Genomic DNA, 22,648 nt, shown 5'->3' with positions numbered 1-22,648 from the left:
AGAGAGTATCGGCTGTCAAACTCTAGCATACGATTCTTGACAAGCTCGCGTTCTTCCATCGAATCCCGGAACCTTCCCATTGAGGAAACCAATCCCATGGGCCTGACAAACGTCCCAACAGTACCATTCTCCACTGGCATCGTTGCGAGACCTCGCATTGATCGCAAAGCACAATTAAGCCGTTATGAGTTCTACAAACGACTGATGGATCTGAGTCTTAGTCTCTTGGCATTGCCTTTTGTTTTGCCCGTCATGGCGGTCTGCGCGATCGCACTCTGGATCGAAAACCCCGGCCCCATCGTTTTTGCCCAGCAGCGGACCGGACGTGGCGGACGACGCTTTCGCATGTACAAACTTCGCAGCATGTATCGCAACGCCGAGGAACTCAAAGAGAAATACCGACATCTCAATGAATTGACCTGGCCCGATTTCAAGATTAGCAATGACCCGCGTGTGACACGCGTGGGACGATTCTTACGAAAAACCAGTTTGGATGAACTTCCGCAACTCTTCAATGTGATCAAAGGCGACATGAGCTTGGTCGGACCGCGACCCACATCGTTCGATGCAGGTACCTATACACTCTGGCATACCGAACGCTTGGAAGTCCCTCCGGGCATTACCGGGCTTTGGCAAGTCAACGGGCGAAGCGACCTCGAATTTGATGAACGGCTTCGCCTGGATATCGAATATATCCGTCGACGGAGTCTCTGGTTTGACACGAAACTGATTATACAAACGGTCGGAGCAGTCCTCTTTCCCAAAGGTGCCTACTAACAACTTTAGTCTCAGCGATCGATTTTTTGACCTATCATTCCAATAAGCGACCCCAGTCCCGAATTGATATGGATTGAAGGCAACCGAGTCTTCTGGTTGCATTTCACAGTGATCAAAAGGAAACCGACGCTCTTATGACCAATCAACATCGTTGGCTTCTTGCCCTGATCGCATGGATTCTGTTTTTGCCCTGCATCGGATCGATTCACGAAGCCTATTCACTTTCCGCACCAATCTACGGACTGGTGGTTCTGGTTGTGATGCTTCCTCTTTTTTGTTCGGTCATCCGGCGAACGACTCACTTGTGGTATGCCGCTTCGGTATTTGCCGCGCTCACCGCCATCAATATGCTAAACGTCTTTGGGAATGGAGAGGGAAACCCGGTCTCCACTTTGACGGAAGCGGGCATCTTGGTTTTTACCGCGATTCTGTCACTTGAATTCGCCAGGAGTTCGCAAGACTTGGAGAACATTTCAGCCGAGTTGACTCGTCTCAGCCTGCCTCATCGCTACCCGGATTTGAAGACCGCAGAATCGGAAATGGAACGCGAGCTTCGCCGAGCACGACGATATGAGCGTCCGCTCAGTTTAGTGACGATTCAACCGCCCGAGTTTCACCAGATAGTCAGTCCCATCATTGTCGAATCGGTTCGCGAGCATTTGACTCGCCAATATGCTCTCGGTCGAATAGCCGAAATTTTGCACAACGAAACGAAGATGACGGACATTGTGAGCTTCGCGGATGGGCGATTCGTGCTATTGCTGCCTGAGACGAAACGAGAGGAAGCGATTCGACTTTCGAACCGTTTGACGCAACGTGTTCGCGAAATGCTTTCCGCAGAGTTAACGACGGGCATGGCTTCTTTTCCTAGCGAGGAAATCACACTCTTTGGTTTGATGGAGCGTGCCCAAACTCCAGCAGGAGCTTCCCCGGAATCTGACCGCGACGACTATCAAGTCCGCAAGCAGACACCGGTGGAAGAACCCGAAGCCGAACTGGTTTAATCATTGTCGAAGTCGCGGCATCCTTTCAACATGAACGGGACGTTTTCCCATGGCTTTGATGCGGCAGTCGATTTTGCGAATGACGCGTTCGCGATTGTTCACGGCGTTTGTCGATCTGCTGGAGCGGATGGATGACACCAGCACCAATCTTCTGCGAATCGTGACCTATCATCGCGTGGACGAGTTCGATCGTCGCCCCCATCTCTATCCTGGCATGATTAGTGCCACCCCGGAGAACTTTCGACGGCAAATGGAACATCTTCGACGGCATTGCCGAGTCCTTTCCGTCTGGGAAGTATTGGCGGCGATTCGAAATCGAAACCCGTTGCCTCCGCGATCCGTCTTGATCACTTTTGACGATGCTTACCGAGATTTTGCCGAGCAGGCTTGGCCGATCCTCTCCGAGTTCGATCTCCCGGTGACGTTGTTCGTCCCCACGGCCTTCCCGGACGATCCGGGCCGACGCTTCTGGTGGGATCGCCTATACAAGACACTCTGCGGTTCTGTCGGGACCGTCCGTTTGACGACCCCTTGGCACAAAACCGTCGATTTGAACAACGATCCGACCCGGAATCTACGATTATTTCGTCGGTTGAGAAATCATCTCAAAAGTCTTCCTCACGAAGAAGCCATGAAGTGGGTTGACGCGATATGCTTACCGGTGGAAGGCATGCCGGCCAACAGACCACCGGAAACGAACGATGTCCTGAGCTGGACGGAACTCGTGGAATTGGCCTCCCAGGGGGTCACGCTTGCGCCGCATACGCAAACGCATCCCCTCCTGAACCGCGTCTCATCCCAAGTGGTTCATCGAGAGGCTGTCGGTTCTTATCGGGATCTGCGGCAACGCATCTGCCATGTACCGCGGGTGCTGGCGTATCCCGCAGGTGGGGTCAATCAAGCAGCCGCCGAAACCCTCAAAGCCGCGGGTTTTCAATTGGCAATGACCACCCAACGCGGGTTAAACGATATTTCTCAGGCCAATCCTTGGGAATTAAAGCGAATCAATGTCGGCAGCAGCACCGCGCTTGATCTTTTCCGAGCCCAATTGCTTCCTCAGATGAGACACCTGACACGGCGGATCTCGTAGCTTTCGGCAAGATAGGTCAAATACGCAGTTCTAAGAGTAGCCGTTGGTTGCACAAGTGGTCGGGGTTTTTCTGAATTTCCGAATTGCAACGGTCGATACCATCGAAATGATGGGGCTTATCCTGTGAAGTCTCCGTTCGTTTGTCGTTCAGATCGCTAGGGCAGTCTTCGAATGCCATCTCCGAGCCGACTTCCCGGATTACCAGGCATTGTCGTAATCCTTTGCGGATCGCTTCTGAGCGGCTGCTATGCACCGCTTAAGTCTCCAGGTATTCCGGCGACTTCGCTGCCCGATTATTATCGCGCGCCAATACGTACCGCGGCCGAGCCGATCAACATGGGGCTTTTATCCGCTCCCAGTCCGCCGCACTACGTGCTTGGCCCGGGAGATATCTTGGATGTGACGATCCCGGATCTTTATCAGACGCCGGATCTTCGCCAAAGCCCTCAAGAACGTCCCATTCGACTGCAGGTGTTGGACGATGGGGCAATTCACGTTCCGCGGTTAGGGGCCGTGCCTGTGAAGGGCTTGACGGTGGGGCAAACACGGGCGCGTCTCGATCAAATGTTGCACGGCAAGGGGCATCTGGTCAATCCCACCAGCAGCATTGTCCTCGTGGAAAAGGCTACTGTCCGAGTGGTGGTATTGGGAGAGGTGAATCATCCGGGCGTGTTTGAGTTGCCCCAATTCGAAAATGACGTGGCTCATGCGTTGGCTGCGGCGGGTGGATTCAACGAGGAAGCAGGAGATTTGGTCGAGATCCACCGGCACTCGGTGATGGGTTTCGGAACGCCTCTCGCGGTCGACGCTCCGCCGCTCCCAAAGCAGATCGCGCATGTAGGCCACTCTACGCCCTCGCCTTATAATTCTTATCGTGGTGATCCGGGAATTCAACCAGCGTCCTACGTTCAATCACAGCCGCAACCGCCATTATCAGTCGGTAATTCCTCGGCGGGTGGAATTGTGAAAATTCCGTTGCGCAGCATGACACCGGGGCTCGCTCCCACCGAAGACATGCGATTGTATCCCGGGGATGTAGTCGTCGTCCGACCCCGGCGGCATGAAGTGTTTTATGTTGTCGGGAAGCTCAGTGAAAATCAACGCGCGCGATTTACCTTGGGAGATCGAGAACGTGAAATCGGGAATGGATTCCTTTTGCCGCCCGACCGCGAAATTGATGTGATCACAGCCGTGGCGATGGCTGGATATATTGATCCGATTGACTCACCGACCACAGTCACGGTCCACCGTATGGGAGTTGGTGTTCAACCGCCAATGCTCATTCGCGTCGATTTGCTCAAGGCCCGCCAGAATCCGCGGGAAAATGTTCTCGTGCAGCCCGGCGACATCATTTACCTAAATCCCGATTGTGCGTGGTGGATGCGGCGAACCTTCGATCGCTTTATCGATAATGTTCTCGGTGTGGCTGTAGGACGCGCAATCACGAACTAGTCGAACGGTCTTCCGTGTCCGGGGTGGATGCGAAAAACCTCTGTTGGATTGACTTCCGCGAGGCAGAACCCGCGACGCTGAATCAGGAACCGCTCTCAACTGTTGTCATTGCAATCGGCATTTCCGTTGCCAAGAGGCGAATCGAGGAAATTTCCCCATCCGTACAAGATTCCGAGTGCTATGTTTTCGCAGGTGGACCAACATGTGAACTCGTACCGAAATTGCAGCCGTCCCATATGCTTTCTGCGAACTTTCAAAAGAGATTGCCGACAATTGGGCTACTCTATCCTGGTGAAATGGGAACGGCCCTGGCCGCGGTTTTGCGGTCGCAGGACTATCGGATCCTCACCACGGTCGCAAGGCGGAGTTCCCGAACCCGGGAACTTTGCTACCAAAACGAATTGGAATTGCGAGATTCGCTGGCCCATGTTGTTGCCGAAGCAGATATTCTTATGAGTTTGGTGACCCCCGGATCGGCGTTGGAGGTGGCGGAATCCGTTCGGAAATCGCACCTCTTCGAACCCGACCGTCCCCTGGTTTACATCGATGGGAATTCCATATCACCCTCCAGCATGCGGCAAATCGAGCAAGTGTTTGCAGGGACAAATGTGGAAATCCTCGATGTGGCAATCCACGGATTAGCCTCTCGTTTGAAAGAGCAGGGAACGATTTTCGCAAGCGGTTTACAAGCCGAAATTGTGGACGTGCTGTTTGGCCGATTCGTGCGGGTGAAACTTTTGGGGCAAGTTCTCGGAAAGGCCTCTCTCCAAAAGATGCTGCTTGGAAGCATGTCCAAAGGAATCATTGGTTTGTTTTTGCAAGCCGGTCTTGTCGCACAAGAGGCCGGCCTCTGCGAAGAGTTCCTTGAGGATCTTCATCGATATTATCCCGATCTCTTCGCTTTTGTAGAGCGGTCGTTACCCACCTATCCGCAGCACGCGCAAAGACGCAGCCAAGAAATGGGCGAGTGGGAATCCACGTTGTCGGAATTGCAATTTCGGTCCAATTTAGCAAGTGAATTTCGGTTGCTATTTCTCAAACTGGGCCAAAGCGAGCGACTGACCGATTCCGTGCGCCATGCGGGCAAACAGGAGTTGCCTCAACTGTTGGATTTGATTGCTCAAGACAATCCGCTTCGAGTTGAACGGTCGGCAGTGGAATCTTTTTCTCTTCGGTAATAGAAATAGGCGAGGTCTCAGATGGTAGCCAAGTTACGTTCCGCCGAACTCAATCCCGGTCCCGGATTTCGAATCAGCCGTGAATTTCCCCGTCTGGACGTGCAATTGGTCCAAGAACTCATCCAGTTTGAAACCCCCGACATCTCCGACTTGCTCAATCGATTGTACGCGATCGACCCGGAAATTCGATGTCTATCCGGCAACTATCGCCTGTGTGGTCAAGTCTGCACGGTGAAGGTCTTTCCCGGTGACAACTTAATGGTGCATAAGGCGCTGGACATTGCGCAGCGGGGCGATGTGATTGTGGTCGATGGCAGCGGTTCTCGAACTAACGCCTTGATCGGAGACATTATTTGTACGAAAGCCAAGCATCGAGGTATCCAAGGCTTCGTGATTGACGGACTCATTCGCGATCTACCAGGTATTGAGGAACTTGGTTTCCCGGTCTTTGCCCGAGGCACTACTCCGATCGGCCCCTTGCATCGCGGGCCGGGGGAGATCAATTTCCCCATCGCCTGCGGAGGCACGGTCATTAATCCCGGAGATGTCATTGTGGGCGATGCCGCCGGGCTGGTGGTCGTTCCGCAAAGCATCGTTGCCGACGTGGTCGATCGATTGAGCAGCCAAAAAGAAAGCAATCGAACCTACCTCTCGGCAGTTCGCCGGGGGGAGTTTAACAATGCCTGGGTCGACACCCTTTTGGCACAACACGAATGCCCTATCATCGACACTCCTGCGATTCACGTCACGGACGGCGAGACTCTTGAAGAAGCGATTCCTGTGTCCCACTAAGATCGGATTTCGGGTCAAAAAACGACCCTCTGTTTCGCATTTCCGTTTACGATCCCGAGCGGCAGGTTCTTTGGAACTCTTTCAGGGAAATTGCCACCTTGCTTTTCCAAGGTCATTGACATGTTGCCTCTCCGAAAACTCCGCGCATATGCCTATCGAGCGATTGCTCTGATGGGAAAAACAGGCCGGCAGTCGAAGGCGGCGAAACAACAACGCGCAAAATTTTATGAGTCCATTTGGCGTGAAGCGGCTAGGGAACTCGACTGTCAATTGGAAATCCTCGATACAAATTTTATTCGGATCGCGGACGAACAGTCTGCAACCCGCGTGTGGTTGAATTACACCTGTCTTGATGACCCTGTGGCTTTGCGAGTGGCCGGCAATAAGCCGCTCGTGCACCGGCTACTTCAAGAACAAGGGCTAGAGACACCTGCCCATGCTGTGTTTGGGTTGCACTCGTTCGACATCGCGCGGGAGTTTCTCAAGCAACACCATTCCCCCTGCGTTGTGAAACCGGCTTCCGGGACGGGAGCGGGGCAGGGAGTCACCACCGGAATCTGCAACGATCGACAACTTCGTCAAGCCGCGTTCCGGGCCGGAGGGTACGCTTCAGACCTCATTATCGAAAAGCAAATGAGTGGGGCGAACTTGCGGTTGCTTTATCTGGATGGGCAACTTCTCGACGCGGTGGAACGCCAACCGCCACAAGTGACGGGAGATGGAAAGCGCACCATCCGGCAACTCATCGACAACCTGAACGAACAGCGACTCGACCGGGGACATGAAGTCGCCCAAGTGACATTGCCGATCGATCTCGATTTGAAACAAACCTTGGCTCAACAGAAGTTGTCATTGCGATCCATTCCCGATCACGGACGAGTCGTAACATTGAAAACCGTGATCAACGACAACATGGCCGATGAAAATGTCTCGGTAATCAACCAGATTTCATCGGAGTTGATTGAATCCGGCCGACAAGCGGCACGGGCCGTCGGGTTGCGACTCGCCGGCGTCGATTTTGTCACTCCGGATTACACAAAACCGTTATCTGACGTCGGAGGCGTGATCTTGGAAGTTAATTCCACACCCGGTTTTCATATCCATTATGCCCAGCGCAATGGACGTTGTCCGGTGGCGGTGCCGGTGCTTCGCGCCTGTTTGGAATGGACGGGTTCTGAAACATCCCGACAAGCCCCGGGAATTGCGGTCGACGCTGCTCCACAATCCGTTTCTGCATGGTAGGCTCATGACGATCCAACTGCTTTCGCCAGCGTCCGACTCTCCTCAATGGGCCAAGATTCGCGACCCGAATAAGAAACTTCCCCCCGCGATTATTCTGGGAGGGAACGACAACGCTCTGTCAATCGTGCGAAGTTTGGGACGACGAGGCATTCCCGTGCATGTCTTGAACAAACCCGACTCCGACGTTGCTCATAGCTACTACGCCCGGCCCATCACACTGGCGTCCGACCAACCGTTTGAAGAAGCCGCGATTCAGTTTTTGCGTGGTTCGCCGTCGGAATTTCTTCGCGGCAGCGTTTTATTGGCCGCCTCGGATGAGGCGTTGACTTTGATCGCCGATAATCGCCAGCAACTCGCCGAGCGTTTTCGTCTGGACCTCTCAAACCGAGAAGCCCAACGCCGAATGCTCGATAAGCTAACCACATATCATATTGCCGAGCAAGCCGACGTCCCGACCCCAAAGTTTTGGGAAGTTCAGAGCAAGGCCGATCTGTTCTCAGTGCAAAGCGAGTTGGTCTTCCCTGTGATTATCAAGCCGGTGCATTCGCATTTGTTTCAACAAAAATTCCGATCCAAGTTTCTCATCGCGGAGAATTTCCAAGAGTTATGCGAGGCGTTTCGCATTGTGGAAGCAGCGAAGATCGAAATTTTCCTAGTGGAAAAAATTCCGGGGCCCGATAGCGCGCTGTGCAGCTACTACACCTATCTCGACGAGCAAGGTTCGCCGTTGTTTGACTTCACGAAGCGAATCATTCGTCGTTTCCCCGTCAATATGGGTCTTGCGACCTATCACGTTACCGATCATGTGGACGGTGTCAAAGAACCGGCCTTGCGACTCTTTCAGCATGCAGGATTGCGGGGGCTTGCCAACGCGGAATTCAAGTACGATCGACGCGACGGAAAGCTCAAACTGATCGAATGTAATGCCCGATTCACAGCGGCCAACGGTCTTGTGACTCGAGCCGGCATCGACTTGGGGAGCCTCGTATACAACCGAATTGTCGGGCTGCCCCTCCCACCATTGGATCACTTCAAAGCGGGTTTAACGCTCTGGGATCCTCTCCGCGACCTCAAGGCATTGGGAGAACTCCGGACGCGTGGGGAAATCACGTTTTTCCAATGGGCTCGTAGCGTGATGCGATTACAGCAGTTTCCGAGCTTTGCTTGGTCGGATCCAAAACCGGCGATTGCAAGGCTGGTCCGTAGATTCAGATCCTAGTGAAGCGTCACTTGATAGTTTTCGGGTTGATAAAGTTGCCAGGAGCGACCACGGAGTGGTTACGTCACCACATGTCTACAATCAATACCCGGAGAAGGCACAAGAGCAGTTTACTTTTCGCTGTTGCGGGTTCCGTCCCGCGGAGACGGGAAAACAAAGGAATTTCGTGTCCATCGCGGACATCGAAGACCGTAATACGGTCTCGTGAGACTTACAGCCGATCAACGGTCGCTCAAACGCCAATCATCACAGGTCACTCACCATCAGAATTAGGAACTCACGTGATGGTTTCTTCCACCTCATCAGAAGCCGAACAAAACTCCGACCGCTCCGGTGTTGCCCGAACAAGTCGTCTGACGATCTTTGCGTTTCTTTGGGCCTGTCAGGCGCTTGTGCATCAGGAATTTTACTCGAGCTGGCTTCACGAGCACGATCCGTTGGGATGGCTGGTGACGATTTTCGGCGTGGCGACTTTGCTCCGGCCTTCCTCGCTTGTATTGTTTGGTTCTTTGCTCGTGAGCAGTATTTGTTACAACATCGCGAAGTGGCCATTCGTTGTTAATCATATCCTGCTTGAGACATTGATTAATTTCACAATCCTTTCTGCACTCCTACAATCCTGGTTGGTAACACGGAAGCAGATACATACAGATTGGGAGTTCCGCGAGAATGTTTATTCGCGGTTCGCGCCCGTAGTTTGGACGGCATTAGTCATTGTGTATGGCTTTGCATTTCTTGCCAAACTGAATTGGGATTTTGTGAGCCCGGATGTCAGTTGTGTCGTAAAAATGTACGGCGATCTACTCCGAAGGTTTCCTTTTCTGCCATCATCGCCCACCGCTTATTGGCTAGTCATTGCTTCCACACTTCTTGTCGAGGCCTTGATTCCTTTGCTTCTAGCGTTTCGCCGCACTCGCGTTTGGGGCGTAGCCATTGGTGTGTCGTTTCATTTCGTGCTGGGATTGGTCGGCCATCGAACGTTTTCGGGATTAGCGTATGTCCTATACAGTTTGGCGCTGATGAATCAACTAATTCCAATGGTCGATCACTATCGTCGATCTCTCAGCAACTTTTTTTCACCAAAGATTCGTGCGTTTCTTTTCCCTGCCTTCGCGACTTCAGTCGTGTGTGTCGTGTTTTCACTGATCGCCGCCGATCTCAATGGATATTTCCGCGAGAAAATTCTCGTGATCAAGGTCTATCAACTACCCTGGCTGATTTGGATCGGATGGTCTCTGGGAATCGGTTTGTTCTATAGCATTGCGGTGATCTTTCATCGGGAAAGTCACGCGACGAGTTTATCGGCTCATTCTGTTCGCCCCGGTTTCTCGTGGGCGGTGATTGGTTTAGTCGCTTTGAACGGATTGTCTCAATACCTGGGATTCAAAACCGAAACGTGCTTCACCATGTATAGTAATCTCAGGACCGAAGGTCAGTGGAACAATCACATGTTTATGCCGGCTTTGCGACTGGCTTCGTACCAGGAGGATCTCGTGGAAATCGTTGCGACGAATCATCCGCAATTGAAAGACTATTTAGAGCATCGGGATTTAATCACCTATTTTGAGCTTCGCCGCATTGTCAACAAAACAGATGCGGACTTCCAATTAACATATATTCATAACGGCCAACAGCAGGAATTTCAGCAGAAGGGTCGAACGCGGAGATCGACCCAAGATATTGGTCCTCATCCCTTATTACTTGGAAAAGTTTTGTACTTCCGGCCCGTTTCGACGGAGGAGTGCGTCTCCTGCCGTCATTGATCGAACTCCCGACCGAAAACATTCGGCTTTCAACGTCAATGCTTTTCGATCAAGCAAGACGGCGAGTATGCATATCCTAGTGACTGGCGGAACGGGTCTCATGGAAAGTCACCTCGTGGATTGCCTGCTCTCCGATGACAGAACGCGGATTCCATGACTCGGAAATTGAATTGACCCCTGGGAAACGCAAGCGATAACAACCGAGCTGATTTACCTAAAGGCTCCGAGTACACTTCTTACCAATCATGAGCAAGACAATGGATAGCCAGGGCGAAAACTCGTCCACAAGGCAGATTCGGGGGTCCACGCTGCTTCTGACGGGGCGTGGCTGCTCGTTGCTGTTGAATTTTTTCACGCAAGTCCTGACCGTCCGCTATTTGAGCCGGCAAGATTACGGGGTTTTCGCCTATGCAATTTCCCTCGTTGAACTCATGGCTCTGGCATCGGCCTTCGGGATGGACAAAACCTTTTCACAATTCGCTGCGGCTTATCACGAACAAAAGAACCTGAGACGATTGAACGGCGCCCTGATCTTCTCTTCCGCCATCATCCTCGGGCTGGGCAGCTTACTTATCGGAGGCTGCTGGCTGGGTCGTGGGCACCTCTTCCCATGGTTGGGGATAAATCAGGAGGAGGCTTTCGTTTTGATGCTACTTGTTCTGCTCGTTCCCTTTGGAGGCTTTGGGAGTCTTGCCAGTTCGTTTTTTGCGGTGATGGGGGAAACGCGAACAGTTTTTTATCGAAGGCAGATTATTGGTCCTGTCTTGAAATGCCTCGCCATGGTGACGGGCATCACTTTGGATGGCGGCTTGAAAGGCGTGGCGCTGGCATTTCTCTTGGCCGGGCTGATCCAATTTGTTTTGGATCTGTTTCTGATGGGGCGATTCGCGCTCAAATATCAATTGTTGGATTCCCTTCACCGAGAACGTCCGGAGATTCCTGCTCGAGAATTTCTCGGATTTGGCCTACCCGTCCTGGCGTCCGACGCTTCGACCATGATTTGCGGATCACTTGTTATTGTCATGGTGGGAATGTTTGGCGGTTCACTCGAAGCCGCCGCGTTTCGCGTTGTACAACCACTGGTTCGACTTTGTGAACTTCCGCCGGTCACTTTCGGGATTTTGTTCACTCCACTTGCCTCACGGCTGATGATCCGGAACCGTCCCAGCGAACTTCGCGAGATTTATCTTCGCACCCGAACTTGGGTCCGCGTGTTGACGTTCCCGATTTTTGCCGTTTGCGTTCTGTTGGCGGAACCGGTGATCCAAATGCTTTTTGGTGTTGAATATCTCGAATCCGGTCGAGTCATGGCAATTCTTGCGATTGGGTTCTATGTCGAGGCAGGCTTTGGATTCAACATTCAACTTCTCAAGATCCTCCGTCGAATTCGACTCGCGGTGACAATAGACATTCTGGGAGCCTTGATGACATTGGGAATGTGCCTGCTGCTGATCCCCCAGTGGCAAGCCATCGGGGCTGCCGTGGGCGTTTCGCTAGGAATGGTCGTCCATACGCTCTTGCGTGAATTTGCCCTCCAATGGGTCTTCCCAATGGGGTCATTGGCCCAAGGACTGAACTTCGTCAATCTGGGCACGTTGTTTTGTGTGTTGGGAGTAATCGGTCTGCGATTTGGTTTGGCACTGCCCACCCTGCCGTCCCTATTGTTGGCAATTGGATTGAGCCTTTACGTCTTCTTGATTAACCGTCGGCAATTGCAAGTCGAATCCATGTTCCCGGAGTTGGGACGCTTCCCCCTCCTCCACCGCTTACTTGCTGGTGGCGGGACGCCAGTCCGGCCCGAAACTGTTGGTCCCTCCACTCAAAGATGATCATTATACGATGAGACATTCACTTGCGACTTCGGTCAATCAAGCAGAGAGGGAGCCATGAACGTTCATCTCTCATCTCCCAAGACGCTCTCCACCGAGGATTTCCGGCAGTGGCGAGAACTGATGCGCTCGCAAGGCGGTTTCGATAGCCCTTTCTACGACCCGGCCTATTTGCGCCTTCTGGGATTTTTCCGTCCGCAATTGGAAGTGGCGTTGTTGAAAGAGAACAATCAGCTTGTGGCGGTCTTCGCGTATGAACGAGACGCCACTCATCACGGGACGCCGCCCGGCGTCAAACTCTGCGATTATCAAGGGCCGATTTTCCGAGAGAACTTTTCGCTGCCCTTGGAGGAATTGTTGCGTCTTTGCCGATTGAAATCTTGGCGTTTCGATCACCAGTCGCTTCAGGACGCCCAATGGAAGAAATGGTCTGTTCGAGTCACCCAGTCTCCTTTTATTGATCTCTCAAACGGTTATGAGGCCTACGTTGCACGACAGAAACCCACGACGGGACTATTCTCACAAACCGCTCGGAAATGTCGCAAATTAGAACGAGAAGTCGGCCCCGTGGAATTTCACTGGCATACCGGCGACTCGGAGTCTTTCGAGACTCTGCTGAAATGGAAGTCGGCTCAACGAAAATTGACAAAGACATTCGATATTCTCCAATCGGAATGGGTCGTTTCTTTCCTGCGGGAAATTCAAACCACGCAGCAGGACGAATTGCAGGGCACTCTGTCCATCTTGACTGTGAACGAGACTTTGGCGGCGGTGCATCTGGGTATGGCGACTCCAACGGCGTTTCACTACTGGTTTCCCTCCTACAATCAGGATCTTCAGCGTTACTCGCCAGGACTCATCCTGCTGCTGAACATGATCGAAGAAGCCGCGCGACGCAAAATTCAACGATTCGATTTTGGTAAGGGCGAAGAGGGCTATAAACAAAGTTTCGCGACCGACGCCGTCCAACTCGCCGAAGGCGCTGTGGACTTCAATCCCATCAGTCGAGCTTTGCGAGGGTCGGCTTACCAAGCTTGGGAGTGGGTGAAATCCTCTCCAATGTATGGGCCGGCCAACGAACTGAAACGTTGGATACAACGTCGTCGTAGCCAGTCAACCATGTAAGAAGCTCCTCTCAAGGAAAACGACTCCTCATGAAATATCACCACCAACTCGCTAGCGAGCTTTCCGAAGAGCAATACCACTGCTGGTGTGACATTCTCAAGGGACGTGCTGATTTAGACCATCCGTTTTTCCACCCCGAACTGACTCGGCGCACCGCAGCCGTGCGAGATGATATTGAAGTGACTGTTCTCAGCGAATCAGGCGAGCCTGTGGGGTTTTTTCCTTTCCGGCGAGGTTCGGGGGGGATTGCCCAGTCAATTCCGGGTCGCCTGTCCGAATTTCATGGGGTCATCAGTCGCCCTGATACTTCTTGGTCGCCGAGAGAACTTATTCGAAGTTCGAAATTGCGTGCTTGGTACTTTGACCATCTGCCTTCGACACAGCGCGAATTTGAAGAATTTGCATGGCGATATGTCCCTTCGCCTTTCATCGATCTCTCTCAGGGATACGAAAACTACCGATCGCAAATCAAGAAGTCCGGTTCTTCTCTGAGTCAAATCGAGCGCAAACAGCGAAAGCTTGAACGCGAAATCGGATCGCTGGAATTTTCCTATCACACGTCCAAAGAAGAGGTCTTTCAATTACTCCTGGAATGGAAGACTGCACAACATCGACGAACAGGAGTTCTCGAAGTCTTGAAAACGGATTGGGTCGTCAGCCTACTGCGGTCATTGTTGCACGAACCGACGCCCGGCTTTGCCGGAGTCTTTTCGGTTCTCGAGGTGGGAAAACAACCCGTCGCCGTTCATCTGGGACTCCGGACGGCGACGAACCTGCATATGTGGTTCCCCGCTTACGATGTCGCATTCGAAAAGTATTCTCCTGGGTTGATTCTTATTCTAGAACTCGCCAAATCCGCGGCGCAGCAAGGCATCGCGCGGATCGAATTCGGCAAGGGACCTGAACGTTATAAACAAAATCTGAAATCCGGAGACACTCAGATTGCCGAAGGAGCGGTCGATCTTCGACATGTCCAAGGCTCCTTAAGACGATGCTGGCATCAGACAAAGCAATGGATGCGTTCTTCCCGTTACCACAAACAGTTAGAAATTCCGCTCAATGCCACCCGCAAACTTCGACAGTGGGCTGCATTCCATTGATGTCGTCCTAACGAAGATCACTCTAGGAACCGCGAAAGAATAACCGTGTTGTTGCAAAAAAAACTCACAAACAGTTTCTAGGCGTTTGGCGTGCGAGAATTTAGCATGACTCGGCCAGTCGCGACTCATGCGCCGCAAACCGTGGGTCTTCAATACCGAACCGAATTTTCCATTCCTGTAAGGAGCAATACAGCACCGGGACCACGAGCATCGTCATGATCTCGATCAGCATCCCGCCGAAACTGGGGATCGCCATTGGCACCATGATGTCCGAACCGCGGCCAGTCGATGTGAGGATGGGAAGTAAGGCCAGAATCGTGGTGCCGGTCGTCATTAAACAGGGCCGCACGCGACGTATTCCAGCCGCGAGCGTGGCGGCGCGGGCCTCGGCACTGGTGGTAATCCGGCGTCGAAAGAAGCTCTGATCTAAATACGTCGTTATCACGACGCCGTCATCGGTTGCGATTCCGAACAACGCCAGAAAGCCGACCCAAACGGCCACACTGAGGTTGATCGGATGGATCTGAAACAGCGTCTGCATGTTGGTGCCAAAGACATTGAAATCTAGGAACCATGGCTGCGCATAGAGCCAAAGCATGATGAATCCACCGGCCCAGGCAATGGCAATGCCGGTGAAGACCAGCGACGTCGTCATTACCGAGCGGAACTGAAAATACAGAATGATGAAAATTACGAACAACGCCAGCGGCAGCACCACCATGAGGGTTTTCTGCGAACGGATTTGATTTTCGTAGTTGCCGGCGAAGGTGTAGCTCACGCCATCCGGCAGATTGAATTCGCCGCTGTCAATCTTTGCCTGCAAATAGGCTTGGGCATCCTCCACCACATTGACTTCGGCTTCGTCGGGCTGCATGTCGAATAGGACATAGCCGACGAGAAAGGTATCTTCGCTTTTGATGACTTGGGGTCCGCGGACGTAATTGATGGTCGCAACCTGCGCGAGCGGAATGTGCGATCCATCTTTGGCCGGAATCAATATTTTGCCAAGATCCTCGATCTCGCTCCGCAACTCGCGCAGGTAGCGTACGCGGACAGCGAACCGCTCGCGACCCTCGACCGTCGTCGTGATCGGCATGCCGCCGATGGCGACTTCGACGACATTCTGCACGTCTTGAATGTTCAGACCATAGCGGGCGATCTTGCGGCGATTGAAGTCGATCTCAAGGTACGGTTTGCCGACAATCCGGTCGGCGATCACCGCAGAGGCTTGCACGCTAGGAATTTCCTTCAGGAAGCGTTCGATGTCCAACGCGACGCGTTCGATGGTGTCCAAGTCCGGGCCTTTGACTTTGACCCCCATCGGTGCGCGCATGCCGCTTTGCAGCATCACGATCCGAGCGGCGATCGGTTGCAGCTTGGGCGCGGACGTCGTGCCGGGAATCTGCGCGGCTTCGACGATCTCATGCCAAATGTCATCGGGGTTCACGATTCCCACCCAGGCTTCTCGGCCTGGATTCAGTGCGGGATCGAGCGGTGCCCGCCATTGGCGAAACGGCACGCCGTCGGAGTCGTTGATCAGGCGACCCTCCTCATCGCGTGCAAATTGGCCCTGCACTTTGTAGGGTTTGCCGTCATCCGCCGGCAGCGGTTGTCCGGCGACATCGCGAAAGAAGTCGGTTTCACTCGGATCAAATTTGAACTTCAAGCGATGGCCGTCCTGATCGACGACGTACTCGGATTTGTAATTGATCACCGTCTCGATCATGGAAATCGGAGCCGGGTCAAGCGGGCTTTTGACGCGGCCGAGCTTACCCACCGCCAGCTCGACTTCGGGAATCGCGTTGATCCGCCGGTCTTGCAGACGCAGTACATCCATGGCCTCGCCGATCGATGCATGCGGCATCGTCGTCGGCATATAGAGGAAAGAGCCTTCATCCAAGGGCGGCATGAACTCTTTGCCAAAGCCTTCCCAACTGTTGGCCAGCATCCATTGGACTCTCGTCCACAAAGGGCGGTCGGCGATATCGCCGTCCCAGGTCCTGGAGCGCACGCCGGCTAGTTCGTATTTGAACGTTTCGATTGCGGAGAGTTGGCGGTATTCGGCATCGGGGAGCGTCTGTGTTTCATAGTCCGGCGAAATGGGACCGAAGACCGTGGCCGGCCCCAGCCAAGCTCCAAACCCTAAAATCAAAATCAACGTCGGCACACTTAGAAACAATAATTTGTGATCGAGGCACCACCGCAGCAGCGGCTTGTAGAGGAATTTTTGGAAGACTTGAAAGAACGTCAGCAGCCCACCGATCAAAACGGCTACGAATAGAAAATTCCGTAGGAAACCTTTCTCCGGCCCGAGCGGCAACCAGCCGTCTGTCAGCAGGATACCGACCAACAGGACCGCCGCACCATTCGCGAGCAACAATCCTGCCCAATGCATGCCTGAGCGCCAGCCTGCCATCCGTTGCGGCAACGACTCTTCAATTAGCTTGAACACACCCAAAGCGGCGAGGATGGCCCCCGCCCACCAAGTCAGCCAGAAGCTGATCGCCAGGCCAGCGGCAACTAATCCGGCATAGAGAAATTGCTTGAGACCCCGGCTTTTGACCCGCGCCGGAAAGAGCAGATGAGCCACCGGCGGAATGATCGTCAGGGCCACGATCACCGAGGCGGCGAGCGCAAAGGTTTTGGTGAACGCCAGCGGTTTGAACAGTTTGCCTTCGGCGCCGATCATCGTGAACACGGGCAGAAAACTCACGATAGTGGTCGCGACCGCCGTCACCACGGCACCGCCGACTTCACTGGAAGCGCGGTACACGACTTCCAAGCGGCTTTCTTCTGGATCGGCTTCGTCTAAATGGTTCAAGATGTTTTCACACAGGATGACGCCCATATCGACCATCGTGCCAATGGCGATCGCAATCCCCGACAACGCCACGATGTTCGCGTCCACGCCGAAGGTCTTCATCGCAATGAAACACATCAGCACGGCCAGCGGCAATAACGCGCTAATCACAATCGAACTGCGGAGGTGCATCACCATCACGAGAATCACGATGACGGTCACGAGGATTTCTTCGATGAGCGCCTTGTTCAATGTGCCCAAGGTTTCATAAATCAGGCCGGTCCGATCGTAGAACGGTACGACGGTTACTTGGCTCGTCGTGATCCATTCTGGCCACTGCTCCCGCGGCTGCGAACGCAAGTGCGTCACCCAGGCTTCGTGGTTGAGCAGACCGTCTTCGGCAAACCCTTCGAGGTCGTGTTCGTTTGCATAATCCGCAACGCCGTCCCTGGTGATTTGCCGATAGTCGACGATCGCCTTCGTCGGCAAACCGTCGTCGAATTCGTCGATCGCTTGCTTGACGTTTTTGATGGCTTCGAGCGGGTTGAACCCGTAACGCACTACGGCGACGCCGCCGACGGCTTCCGCTCCGCCCTTGTCCAAGGCCCCGCGACGCAGAGCCGGCCCCAAGGAGACATGGGCCACATCCTTGACATAGATGGGCACATTGTCGTTCATCGCCACCACGGCCAGTTCCAAATCCTCGACGTCTTCGACAAAGCCCAAACCCCGGATAAAATACTCGGCCTTGTTGATCTCGATCGTGCGGGCACCCACGTCGATATTCGACTTCTTGACCGCCATGAAGATATCGTCGATGCTGACCCGCGCGGCACGCATGGCGTCGGGATCGACATCGATCTGATACTCTTGTTGAAAGCCGCCCACCGAAGCCACTTCGCTGATGCCCTCGGCGGACAACAAGTAGTAGCGGACGTACCAATCCTGAATCGTCCGCAATTCATTGAGATCCCAACCGCCGATCGGGTTACCGTCGGGATCGCGGCCTTCCAGGGAATACCAATAAATCTGCCCCAGCGGGGTGGCATCCGGCCCCAGCGCCGGTTGCACGCCTTCGGGTAATGTCCCGGATGGGAGACTATTGAGTTTTTCGAGCACGCGGGTCCGCGACCAGTAGAACTCCACGTCTTCATCGAAAATGACATAGATGCTGGAAAACCCGAAAAACGAGTAACTGCGAATCGTCTTCACACCGGGCACACCAAGCAATGCGACGGTTAGGGGGTAGCTGATCTGATCTTCCACATCTTGCGGCGAGCGACCCATCCACTCGCTAAAGATAATCTGCTGATTCTCGCCAATGTCAGGAATGGCATCGGTCGGCACCGGATTGCGTGGCAGCAGGCCAATGTCCCAATCAAACGGTGCAACCATCGCGCCCCAGACCATCACGGCAAGGACCAACAGCAGCACAACCAGCTTGTTTTCCAGACAGAAACGGATCACTTTGTTGATCATGGATAATTCCCGCTTGCAGCCTCAGAGCCGCTGATCTTCGCACTGTGATTATTGAAAACTGAAGAGACAGTTCTTGAGCTTCCGAGATGCCGGCCAAGCCGTTCTGAATTTACCAATCAATGCTGTGCATGATTCTCGTGTGACGGATGCTTGGCTGGAACCGTTGGCTCGTTGTCGATCACTCGCTTCACACGATCAGCACACTTCAGCATGGAGGCTCCGTAGTAGGGGTTGCGCACTTGGTCGTTGTCCTGATACCAAATGGCCCCTTGGCCTTGGAACGCCATCGGACAGTGAAGTTCGTAGATCGGACCGGCCTCGCCGAAACCAAAGGCTTTGGCCAAGACGCCGATTTCCTCGGAGAACGGTTTGAACTCGGCCCGCAGCGTTTTGATATCCTTGGCTTGAGCGAGGCTGTCGATGAGTTTGGCAAGGTTCTTTTTCTCCCGTTGCCAGACTGTTTGGGCGCGGCCGTCCAACTGGGATTCATCCACCGTCGCCAGCGAGGATTCCAAGTTCATGAGGGCTTCCCGAGCATTGGAAAATTCGTCGGCCGCGAGTTCTTTTTGAATCGCCAGATAGCGTTCCCATAGGGCGGCAAGTTCTTGCTGAAATTCCGGCGAAACTTCGATCCGTTCGATCCGCCGCTGTTGATCCGACGAAATGCCGAGCTGATCGCGAAGGCGTCGCATATGGCCTTTGAGCAAGAGAAACACACGGTCCGCCTCCGTCATTTGCTCCACATCACGGCCTTCGACGGCGTCGTTGCCGAGCAGCATTGCGAATTCCTTCCACTGCATCCGCGGATGTCCGCTCAATAATGTGCCATCTACGGATTGCAGGGCTTCCTCAAATTGAGAGAAGGCTGTGGCAACCTTGCCGACGTGACTTTCTTGAACGGCCTGGGCCACCTTTTCATAGGCCGCTTCAAGATCGCGAAGCTGATTGACAAATTCCGTTGGCAAAGCCAACTGGTGTCCGGCGTGCGGATCCTCAGTGGACTTTTTCGGCCCACTCCCACCGCCATGGTCGTGTCCGCCGCCTCCGCCGCCTTCGGGGGTCATCATGCTGGGTTTGGCTTGGATTTGGATCTCGGCATCGATCTTGAAATTGCCCTGGGTCACGACGAATTCACCCTCTTGCAGGCCGTGTCGCACGAGATAATGCTGACCGGCACGCGGGCCGAGCACAATTTCACGGCCCTCGAACGTCGGCTGCCCGATGGGGCCGAATTCCTCATGCAGTGTCGTCATAATCGGTTCGAGACGAGCGAACACGTCCGCCGCTTCCGCTGGCGACGTCACCCGCCCCCCGACGAGCGTATGCTTGGCCAGGCGGTCGGCAAAACGGTTCCACAACTGGGCGGCGTAATCAGTTCCCGGCTGGCCGTAGGGGCGGTCCAGCACGTCGCTGAATGCGGAAAATGCCTGACGAATTTGGTCGAGACTGCCACCATCCAAGGCCGCCTGAATGCCCTGCCAGGCAATATCGATTCCGTCGGGCATGACCGGCAGTTCCACGTAGACAATCGCCCGCCGACCCGTAACGAGAGCCGCGGAATAGGGAATCACCAAAGGCGGCTGCTGGTCGTCGGTGTCAGGAGCGATATAGCCCAGGGTCTCGGCTCGAACCAGCGGCATGCCGCAAATATCGCATTTCCCCGGCTCGTCCTTGATAATCTCCGGATGCATCGGGCTGATCCACTTGCCCGCCAAGTTGGGGTCAATCACCCGTCCCGCGGCCGCGACTTCTGGCTGGACCACGGCGTGCACGAACATGTCCGGTTTTAGTTTGCCATCCGCATTCGGAACGTTGACCCGCACCTTCACGGTCCGCGTTCTGTCGTTGAGCACCGGCTGAATGAACGCAATCCGCCCATGGAACTCCTCTCCCGGATAAGCCTCGGCCGTGATCGTCACGTCCTGTCCGAAGCGGATCCAGGGCAGGTCTGTTTCATAGGCGTCGAGATGCACCCAAACTTGATTCAAGTCGGCGACGGTATAAATTCGCTCGCCCGTCTTGACGTAGTCACCCACCTGTTTCAGCTTCTCGACCACAATCCCGCCGACAGGAGCATAGATCGTGAGATGATCGGAAGCTTTGCTTTGTTGTTCGATTTCCTGGACTTGCTTTTCGGTCAATCCCAGTAGTCGCAGTTTCTCGCGGGCCGACTCGACCAAGTCCACCGACGACGCGAACCGCGAGTTGCCGGATCGCTCGGCCCGCGACTTGAGCGCTTGAATCAGTTCTTCCTGGGCGGCATAGAGTTCGGGGCTATAGATGGAGACCATGTGATCGCCTCGATCGACTTGCACCCCGGTGTAATCGACAAACAGCCGATCCAATCGGCCGGGCACCCAGGCGGTGATATAGCCGAACTTCGTCTCGTCATAATCCACTTTGCCGACCATGCGGATTTGATGCGACACGTAACGACGCTGGACCGGCGTGGAAGCGATATTCATGAGCCCCCGCGTTTCCGGGCTGATCGTCAACGTCCGCAGGCCCCCGGTCGACGTGGCGACCGGAATCAAATCCATCCCACAAATTGGACAGTCCCCCGGATTGGGCTGGCGAATTTGGGGATGCATCGAGCACGTCCACAGGCTCGGTCCGGCCGGGGTTTTAGCGACGGGCTCGTCCGAAACGGCACTGGTCGGCACCGGCTCGGAGGATCCTCCAAAACTCCGAGCGATGACATAGCCGACAACCACGAACAGCACCGCTTGGCCCACCAAGACGGCCGCTCGATGCCGATGTGTGAAATCTCGAAACCGCTCAGCGGTGAAGGGGTTTTGCATGGGATGTCCGTCCTGATTGATGACGCGGTGACCGGCAATAGCCAGTCGACCCGATTCTCTGAATTTGGATGCACACCGCCGATGAATTCTTCACCGATTGGCCCCGTTTTCTTCGACGGGCGGTGAATCTGTGTCGCCAGTCAGACCAGTATCCGGCTCGATCGAATTGGCAACGTTGCTCGGTGGCTCCTATTCGGAATCGTATCTATTGCAATCGGTGTGCCAACCCTTTGATCGCCGCTTTCTTCTGCAATAGGGCGGGCAATGCCCGTGCTAGCGAAGCATGGCCATCGATTCCACCGAGTGACCCGAGCGATCTGGCGGGCGATCAAGCCCGCGGGTGAGCGAAATCGCCCACCCATCCGAGGCCACAGTTCTCGATTTTATGGTAGCGGAGCATTGCTGCTTGGTCGTTTCTTTAGACGTAGCCTGACGAAACCGGTAGTTCCGTTGGCTGGGACCAAAACCGCAAACTCTGGCATCATTGTTGCGTCGTGCGATTGGAACGGCCTGGCTCCACGGGTTGCCCGTGCTTCCAAGGAACCACCCCATGACTCACACACAACCTGTCGGAGACTCTCCGGTGTTGCTCTATGTCGAGGACGACATCCTGACGCGGCAGAGCGTGAGTGCTCGCCTGACCCGTCGCGGTCTGAGCGTGCACGCCGTGGAATCTGGCGAAGAGGCGTTGAAGTTCCTAGAGGACGGATTCGTACCGGCGGCATTGTTGCTGGACTTGCAGCTTCCCGGCATGGACGGCATCGAAACCTATACGCGAATGCGACAGGACTTTCAGGAGTTGCCGGTTGTCGTGTGCAGTGCCCATCTGCCGGAGCCTGTGCGAAGCCGACTGCGGAAGTTGGGCATCCCGGAAGAGCGTCTGCTGGTCAAGCCTTGCCCGTTCCAACATCTCCTGCAAGCGGTTGAGCAGGCCATGGACGCCGAAACGACCGGTGGAGAGTCAGAGACGATATCGTGACACACATGTTTGCAGACC

At 54.3% G+C, this 22,648-nt stretch carries 15 protein-coding genes; 13 read left to right on the top strand and 2 right to left on the bottom strand.

Annotated features, from left to right (window positions below; all coding sequences use genetic code 11):
• Window positions 1–96: 96 nt before the first annotated feature.
• From AC5DDB_RS11755 to AC5DDB_RS11700, 12 genes are all read left to right on the top strand, one after another.
• Window positions 97–777 (top strand): sugar transferase, encoded by a 681-nt coding sequence (locus tag AC5DDB_RS11755; RefSeq protein ID WP_491739919.1) that lies wholly within the window; start codon window positions 97–99, stop codon window positions 775–777.
• Between the two features lie 134 nt (window positions 778–911).
• The gene (locus AC5DDB_RS11750) at window positions 912–1,781 is read left to right on the top strand and encodes a GGDEF domain-containing protein (protein WP_491739918.1); all 870 of its coding nucleotides are present in this window, start codon (window positions 912–914) and stop codon (window positions 1,779–1,781) included.
• A gap of 79 nt (window positions 1,782–1,860) precedes the next feature.
• Complete coding sequence (locus tag AC5DDB_RS11745) at window positions 1,861–2,871, top strand: polysaccharide deacetylase family protein (RefSeq protein WP_491739917.1); 1,011 nt, start codon at window positions 1,861–1,863, stop codon at window positions 2,869–2,871.
• 336 nt (window positions 2,872–3,207) lie between these two features.
• Entirely contained in the window at window positions 3,208–4,323 is a 1,116-nt protein-coding gene (locus AC5DDB_RS11740; RefSeq protein WP_491739916.1) for a polysaccharide biosynthesis/export family protein, read from the top strand.
• A gap of 14 nt (window positions 4,324–4,337) precedes the next feature.
• Window positions 4,338–5,501: a DUF1932 domain-containing protein gene (locus AC5DDB_RS11735; RefSeq protein WP_491739915.1), complete on the top strand. Its 1,164-nt coding sequence runs from the start codon at window positions 4,338–4,340 to the stop codon at window positions 5,499–5,501.
• A gap of 21 nt (window positions 5,502–5,522) precedes the next feature.
• On the top strand, window positions 5,523–6,293 hold the full coding sequence (locus AC5DDB_RS11730; protein WP_491739914.1) for an RraA family protein: 771 nt from the start codon (window positions 5,523–5,525) through the stop codon (window positions 6,291–6,293).
• Window positions 6,294–6,413: 120 nt separating this feature from the next.
• Window positions 6,414–7,535, top strand: coding sequence for a hypothetical protein (locus AC5DDB_RS11725; RefSeq protein ID WP_491739913.1), 1,122 nt, complete (start codon window positions 6,414–6,416; stop codon window positions 7,533–7,535).
• A 4-nt stretch (window positions 7,536–7,539) separates the two neighbouring features.
• Window positions 7,540–8,754, top strand: coding sequence for a carboxylate--amine ligase (locus AC5DDB_RS11720; protein WP_491739912.1), 1,215 nt, complete (start codon window positions 7,540–7,542; stop codon window positions 8,752–8,754).
• A gap of 284 nt (window positions 8,755–9,038) precedes the next feature.
• Window positions 9,039–10,517, top strand: coding sequence for a hypothetical protein (locus AC5DDB_RS11715; RefSeq protein ID WP_491739911.1), 1,479 nt, complete (start codon window positions 9,039–9,041; stop codon window positions 10,515–10,517).
• 257 nt (window positions 10,518–10,774) lie between these two features.
• Window positions 10,775–12,346 carry an oligosaccharide flippase family protein gene (locus AC5DDB_RS11710; protein ID WP_491739910.1) on the top strand — a complete coding sequence of 524 codons (1,572 nt, stop codon included), beginning with the start codon at window positions 10,775–10,777 and terminating at the stop codon, window positions 12,344–12,346.
• 57 nt (window positions 12,347–12,403) lie between these two features.
• On the top strand, window positions 12,404–13,471 hold the full coding sequence (locus tag AC5DDB_RS11705) for a GNAT family N-acetyltransferase (RefSeq protein WP_491739909.1): 1,068 nt from the start codon (window positions 12,404–12,406) through the stop codon (window positions 13,469–13,471).
• A gap of 29 nt (window positions 13,472–13,500) precedes the next feature.
• Window positions 13,501–14,571 carry a GNAT family N-acetyltransferase gene (locus AC5DDB_RS11700; protein ID WP_491739908.1) on the top strand — a complete coding sequence of 357 codons (1,071 nt, stop codon included), beginning with the start codon at window positions 13,501–13,503 and terminating at the stop codon, window positions 14,569–14,571.
• 100 nt (window positions 14,572–14,671) lie between these two features.
• Here the strand turns inward: AC5DDB_RS11700 and AC5DDB_RS11695 are convergent, their stop codons facing one another.
• Together AC5DDB_RS11695 and AC5DDB_RS11690 are read right to left on the bottom strand one after the other, a co-directional pair.
• Entirely contained in the window at window positions 14,672–18,850 is a 4,179-nt protein-coding gene (locus AC5DDB_RS11695) for an efflux RND transporter permease subunit (protein WP_491739907.1), read from the bottom strand.
• 116 nt (window positions 18,851–18,966) lie between these two features.
• The gene (locus AC5DDB_RS11690; protein WP_491739906.1) at window positions 18,967–21,651 is read right to left on the bottom strand and encodes a heavy metal-binding domain-containing protein; all 2,685 of its coding nucleotides are present in this window, start codon (window positions 21,649–21,651) and stop codon (window positions 18,967–18,969) included.
• A 550-nt stretch (window positions 21,652–22,201) separates the two neighbouring features.
• On the opposite strand from AC5DDB_RS11690, the gene AC5DDB_RS11685 reads away from it, so the two are divergent.
• Window positions 22,202–22,630 carry a response regulator gene (locus tag AC5DDB_RS11685; protein ID WP_491739905.1) on the top strand — a complete coding sequence of 143 codons (429 nt, stop codon included), beginning with the start codon at window positions 22,202–22,204 and terminating at the stop codon, window positions 22,628–22,630.
• The last annotated feature ends 18 nt before the right edge of the window (window positions 22,631–22,648 follow it).

This window comes from Thalassoroseus sp. (assembly GCF_984380535.1).
Note: the sequence above shows the minus strand (reverse complement) of the source record. Positions and strands in the feature narration are given on the sequence as shown.

Excerpts from the sequence above, each read along its gene's own strand:
- AC5DDB_RS11740 (WP_491739916.1), top strand. The coding sequence starts at position 3,208 with ATGGGGCTTTTATCCGCTCCCAGTCCGCCGCACTACGTGCTTGGCCCG.
- AC5DDB_RS11745 (WP_491739917.1), top strand. The coding sequence starts at position 1,861 with ATGACGCGTTCGCGATTGTTCACGGCGTTTGTCGATCTGCTGGAGCGG.
- AC5DDB_RS11685 (WP_491739905.1), top strand. The coding sequence starts at position 22,202 with ATGACTCACACACAACCTGTCGGAGACTCTCCGGTGTTGCTCTATGTC.
- AC5DDB_RS11755 (WP_491739919.1), top strand. The coding sequence starts at position 97 with ATGGGCCTGACAAACGTCCCAACAGTACCATTCTCCACTGGCATCGTT.
- AC5DDB_RS11710 (WP_491739910.1), top strand. The coding sequence starts at position 10,775 with ATGGATAGCCAGGGCGAAAACTCGTCCACAAGGCAGATTCGGGGGTCC.
- AC5DDB_RS11705 (WP_491739909.1), top strand. The coding sequence starts at position 12,404 with ATGAACGTTCATCTCTCATCTCCCAAGACGCTCTCCACCGAGGATTTC.
- AC5DDB_RS11690 (WP_491739906.1), bottom strand. The coding sequence starts at position 21,651 with ATGCAAAACCCCTTCACCGCTGAGCGGTTTCGAGATTTCACACATCGG.
- AC5DDB_RS11700 (WP_491739908.1), top strand. The coding sequence starts at position 13,501 with ATGAAATATCACCACCAACTCGCTAGCGAGCTTTCCGAAGAGCAATAC.
- AC5DDB_RS11725 (WP_491739913.1), top strand. The coding sequence starts at position 6,414 with ATGTTGCCTCTCCGAAAACTCCGCGCATATGCCTATCGAGCGATTGCT.
- AC5DDB_RS11730 (WP_491739914.1), top strand. The coding sequence starts at position 5,523 with ATGGTAGCCAAGTTACGTTCCGCCGAACTCAATCCCGGTCCCGGATTT.
- AC5DDB_RS11715 (WP_491739911.1), top strand. The coding sequence starts at position 9,039 with ATGGTTTCTTCCACCTCATCAGAAGCCGAACAAAACTCCGACCGCTCC.
- AC5DDB_RS11750 (WP_491739918.1), top strand. The coding sequence starts at position 912 with ATGACCAATCAACATCGTTGGCTTCTTGCCCTGATCGCATGGATTCTG.
- AC5DDB_RS11695 (WP_491739907.1), bottom strand. The coding sequence starts at position 18,850 with ATGATCAACAAAGTGATCCGTTTCTGTCTGGAAAACAAGCTGGTTGTG.
- AC5DDB_RS11720 (WP_491739912.1), top strand. The coding sequence starts at position 7,540 with ATGACGATCCAACTGCTTTCGCCAGCGTCCGACTCTCCTCAATGGGCC.